Origin of the sequence: Streptomyces sudanensis (genome assembly GCF_023614315.1) — a bacterium.
GTDB lineage: Bacteria > Actinomycetota > Actinomycetes > Streptomycetales > Streptomycetaceae > Streptomyces > Streptomyces sudanensis.
In genome coordinates this window covers 3,363,477-3,368,056 of sequence record NZ_CP095474.1, presented here as the reverse complement: position 1 = coordinate 3,368,056, position 4,580 = coordinate 3,363,477, and the positions used below count along the sequence as shown (strand labels likewise).

General features: G+C 76.3%; 3 protein-coding genes and 1 pseudogene. All 4 read right to left on the bottom strand.

Features of this window, described 5'->3' with window-relative positions:
- Positions 1-151: 151 nt before the first annotated feature.
- Entirely contained in the window at positions 152-958 is an 807-nt protein-coding gene (locus tag MW084_RS15720; protein ID WP_010470327.1) for a type III pantothenate kinase, read from the bottom strand.
- 3 nt (positions 959-961) lie between these two features.
- Positions 962-1,999 carry a carboxylating nicotinate-nucleotide diphosphorylase gene (nadC, locus tag MW084_RS15715; protein ID WP_010470328.1) on the bottom strand — a complete coding sequence of 346 codons (1,038 nt, stop codon included), beginning with the start codon at positions 1,997-1,999 and terminating at the stop codon, positions 962-964.
- Positions 1,996-3,714: an L-aspartate oxidase gene (locus MW084_RS15710; RefSeq protein ID WP_010470329.1), complete on the bottom strand. Its 1,719-nt coding sequence runs from the start codon at positions 3,712-3,714 to the stop codon at positions 1,996-1,998. Before MW084_RS15710 ends, nadC begins: the two co-directional genes overlap by 4 nt.
- Positions 3,711-4,580 (bottom strand): annotated as a pseudogene (locus MW084_RS15705) (4-phosphopantoate--beta-alanine ligase); the annotation flags it as partial. The pseudogene MW084_RS15705 and the gene MW084_RS15710, both read right to left, overlap by 4 nt.

Below are 4,580 nucleotides of genomic sequence, written 5' to 3'. Positions count from 1 at the left end.
GGGGTGCGGCGGGGGGCGGTCCCGCGCGCCTGCCCGCCGAAGCACGGGGAAGAGCGGGGCCGGCCGCCCCCGTGCCCGGTGCCGCTCAAGGCCCCGGCCGCCCCCGTGCCCGGTACCGCTCACGGTCCCGGCCGCCTCCCGGCCGGGGTCCTCACATGTGGGGGACGTTCCGCTCGTACACCAGGCGGAGCCCGATCAGCGTCAGCCACGGCTCGTGCTCGTCGATCAGCCTCGCCTCGCCCAGCACCGTCGGGGCGAGCCCGCCCGTGGCGATGACCGTCACGTCGGAGGGCTCGCCGTCCGGCCCGACCAGCTCCCGCCGCATGCGGTCGACGATCCCGTCGGCCTGGCCCGCGAAGCCGTACACGATGCCGGACTGCATCGCCTCGACCGTGTTCTTCCCGATCACCCCGCGCGGCCGCGTCATCTCGATCCTGCGGAGCTGGGCGCCCCGGGCGCCGAGCGCCTCGACGGAGATCTCGATGCCCGGGGCGATCGCCCCGCCGACGTACTCGCCGCGCGGGCTGACCGCGTCGAACGTCGTCGCCGTGCCGAAGTCGACGACGATCGCCGGGCCCCCGTACAGCTCGACCGCCGCCAGCGCGTTGACGATCCGGTCGGCGCCGACCTCCTTGGGGTTGTGGGTGAGGACCGGCACCCCCGTCCTGATGCCGGGCTCGACGAGGACCGCGGGCACGTCGCCGTAGTAGCGGCGGGTCACCTCGCGCAGCTCGTGCAGCACGGACGGGACGGTGCAGCAGATCGCGATGCCCTCGATGCCGTCGCCCAGCTCCGCGCCGAGCAGCGGGTGCGTGCCCATCAGCCCCTGGAACACCACCGCCAGCTCGTCGGCGGTGCGGCGGGTGAGGGTGGAGATCCGCCAGTGCTCGACGATCTCCTCACCGTCGAAGAGGCCGAGGACGGTGTGGGTGTTGCCGACGTCGATGGTGAGGAGCATCGGTCAGCCCCGGGCCTCTCGCAGGTCGAGGCCGATGTCGAGGATCGGCGAGGAGTGGGTGAGGGCGCCCACCGCGAGGTAGTCGACGCCGGTCGCGGCGTACGCGGCGGCGTTCTCCAGGGTGAGCCGGCCCGACGACTCCAGGGCGGCGCGGCCCGCGACGAGCGCGACGGCCTCCCCGGTCTCGGCGGGCGTGAAGTTGTCCAGCAGGATCAGGTCCGCGCCCGCCTCCAGCACCTCGCGGACCTGGTCGAGCGTGTCCACCTCGACCTCGATCGGCACGTCGGGGAACTGCTCCCGCACGGCCTTGAACGCCTCGGCGACGCCGCCCGCCGCGACCACGTGGTTGTCCTTGACCAGCGCCGCGTCGGAGAGCGACATGCGGTGGTTGACGCCGCCGCCGCAGCGGACGGCGTACTTCTCCAGGGCGCGCAGGCCGGGGGTGGTCTTGCGGGTGTCGCGGACCTTCGCCCGGTACCCCTCCAGGGCGTCCGCCCAGGCGCGGGTGGCGGTGGCGATGCCGGAGAGGCGGCACAAGATGTTGAGGGCGCTGCGCTCGCCGGTCAGCAGGTCCCGGGTGCGGGTGGTGACGGAGAGGAGCTTCTGGCCCGCCTCGACGCGGTCGCCGTCCAGCACGTGCCGCTCGACCTCGAACGCGTCGGTGCAGACGATCGACAGCACCGCCTCCGCGACGTGGATGCCGGCGACCGTGCCCGCCTCGCGCGCGGTGAAGTCCGCCGTGGCGACGGCGTCCTCGGGGACCGTCGCGACCGTGGTGACGTCCACGCCGCCGTCCAGGTCCTCCTCGATCGCGCGGTACGCGAGGTCCTCGACGAGGACCGGGTCGAGGCCCGACGCGGCGAGGATCTCGGCGAGCGCCGGGTCGAGCCCGCACTCGTACCCCTCGTCGCCCTCCGGGCCGGCCGCGCAGCCGCAGCCTTCGCCGCAGCCGCCGTCCGCCGCGTCCCGGGCGGGCGCGGGCGCCCCGGTTCCGAGCAGGGGGAGGTCCACGGGCTGCGGGTGTTCTTCGGGCGTGCTCATGCGTACTGCTCCCTGGGGACGGCGGCCTGTTCCGCGGGGTGGATGGTCGGGGGGAAGTCGTGGGTGGCGGTCGTACGGACGTCCAGGCTCCGGTCCGGGCGGAGGCGTACGACGAGGTGGCGGCGCCAGGCGGGGTCGTCCCGGTCGGGACGGTCCTCGCGCCAGTGGCAGCCGCGGGTCTCCTCGCGGCTGCGGGCCGCGGCGACCAGGACGCGGGCGACGCACAGGAGGTTGGTGGTCTCCCACGCCTCGACGCCGGGCCCGGCCGCGCCGCGGCCGTCGGCGCCGAGTGCCTCGGCGTGGACGGCGTCCAGCCGCTCGGCCGCCTCGGCGAGGCTGGCGGCGGAGCGCAGGACCCCGGCGCCGAGCGTCATCACGTGCTGCACCCGCGTACGGGCGGCCGGGTCGAGCAGCGGCAGGGCGCGCGGCGCGGGGTGCGGGGCGGGAGCTGCGGCGCCCGTGCCGCGGGCGGCGCCGCGGGCGATGTCCTCGGCGATGCGCTCCGCGAAGACCAGCCCCTCCAGGAGGGAGTTCGAGGCGAGCCGGTTCGCGCCGTGGACGCCGGTGCAGGCGACCTCCCCGCACGCGTAGAGGCCCGGCACGGTGGTGCGGCCGCTCAGGTCGGTGCGGACCCCGCCGGAGGCGTAGTGGGCGGCGGGGGCGACCGGGACGGGCTCCGTCACCGGGTCGAAGCCGTGCCTGCGGCACGCGGCGAGGATCGTGGGGAAGCGGGACGCCCACATCGCGGCGCCGAAGTGGCGGGCGTCGAGGTACATGTGGGCGGCGCCCTGCTCGCGCATCCGCCGCATGATGCCCTTGGCGACGATGTCGCGCGGGGCCAGCTCGGCGAGCTCGTGCTGCCCGACCATGAACCGGACGCCGTCCGCGTCGACCAGGTGGGCGCCCTCGCCCCGTACCGCCTCGGAGACCAGCGGCTGCTGGCCCTGCGCCTCCGGGCCGAGGAACAGGACGGTGGGGTGGAACTGGACGAACTCCAGGTCGGCGACCTCGGCGCCGGCGCGCAGCGCGAGCGCGACGCCGTCGCCGGTGGAGACCGCCGGGTTGGTGGTGGCGGAGAAGACCTGGCCCATGCCGCCGGTCGCGAGGACGACCGCCGGGGCGTGGACGGCGCCGACGCCGTCGTGCCGGCCCTCGCCCATGACGTGCAGGGTCACGCCCGCCGCGCGGCCGTCGGCGTCGGTGAGGAGGTCGAGGACGAGCGCGTTCTCGATGGTGCGGACGGCCCGCTCGCGGACCGCGTCGACGAGGGCCCGGGAGATCTCGGCGCCCGTCGCGTCCCCGCCCGCGTGCGCGATGCGGCGGCGGTGGTGGCCGCCCTCGCGGGTCAGCTCGATGGTGCCGGACGCGTCCGTGTCGAACCGGGCCCCAGTGGCGATGAGGCGGCGCACCGCGTCGGGGCCCTCCGTGACCAGCGCGCGGACCGCCGCCTCGTCGCACAGGCCGGCGCCCGCGACGAGGGTGTCCTCCATGTGCTGCTCGGGGGTGTCGCCGTCGCCGAGCGCGGCGGCGATGCCGCCCTGCGCCCAGCGGGTCGAACCGTCGTCGAGGCGGGCCTTGGTCACGACGACCGTGCGGAGCCCGGCCGCCGTGCAGCGCAGGGCCGCGGTCAGGCCGGCGACGCCGGAGCCCACGACGACCACGTCGGCGTCGATGGCCCAGCCGGGTGCCGGGGCCTGCAGTCGTATGCCGGTCATGCGGGGACTCCGAAGGTCAGGGGCAGGTTGTCGATCAGCCGGGTGGTGCCGACCTTGGCGGCGACGAGGAGGAGCGCGTCCCCGGTGTGGTCGTCGGGGACCTCGGTGAAGTCGGCCGGGTCCACGAGGGCGAGGTAGTCGAGGTCGAGCGGCGGCTCCGCCTTCGCGGCCTCGTCCAGTACGGCGCGGGCGGCGGCGCGGACCGCGTCGGCACCGCCGCCCGTGCCGTGCTGGGCCGCCTGGGCGACGGCGTGCGCGTCGGCCGCCGCGCGGGACTCGCCGATCCGGGACAGGGCCTCGGCGCGGCTGGGCGGCGCCGGCAGGGTCGCGGCGCGCGCACGCAGCGCCTGCTGGGCGGCGAGCCGGTCCCGGGCGGCGAACAGCGCGGCGGACAGGGCGAGCGCGGTACGGCGCTCCCGGGCCGACAGGTAGCGGTTGCGGCTGGACAGGGCCAGGCCGTCGGGCTCCCGGACGGTGGGCACGCCGACGATCTCCACGCGAAACGCCAGGTCGTGCGCCATGCGCCGGATCAGGGCCAGCTGCTGGGCGTCCTTCTGGCCGAAGAACGCCAGGTCGGGGCGGGTGAGGTGGAGCAGCTTGGCCACGACCGTCAGCATGCCGTCGAAGTGGCCGGGCCGGGACGCGCCCTCCAGCCGCCGCCCCATGGGGCCGGCGGAGACGCGCACCTGCGGCTCGCCCCCGGGGTACACCTCCTCCACGGAGGGCGCGAACACGGCGTCGGCGCCGGCCTCCCCGGCGATCCGCACGTCGGAGTCGAGGGTGCGGGGGTAGCGGTCGAGGTCCTCCCCCGGCCCGAACTGCAGCGGGTTGACGAAGACGGTGACGACGACGGAGCCCTCCCGCCC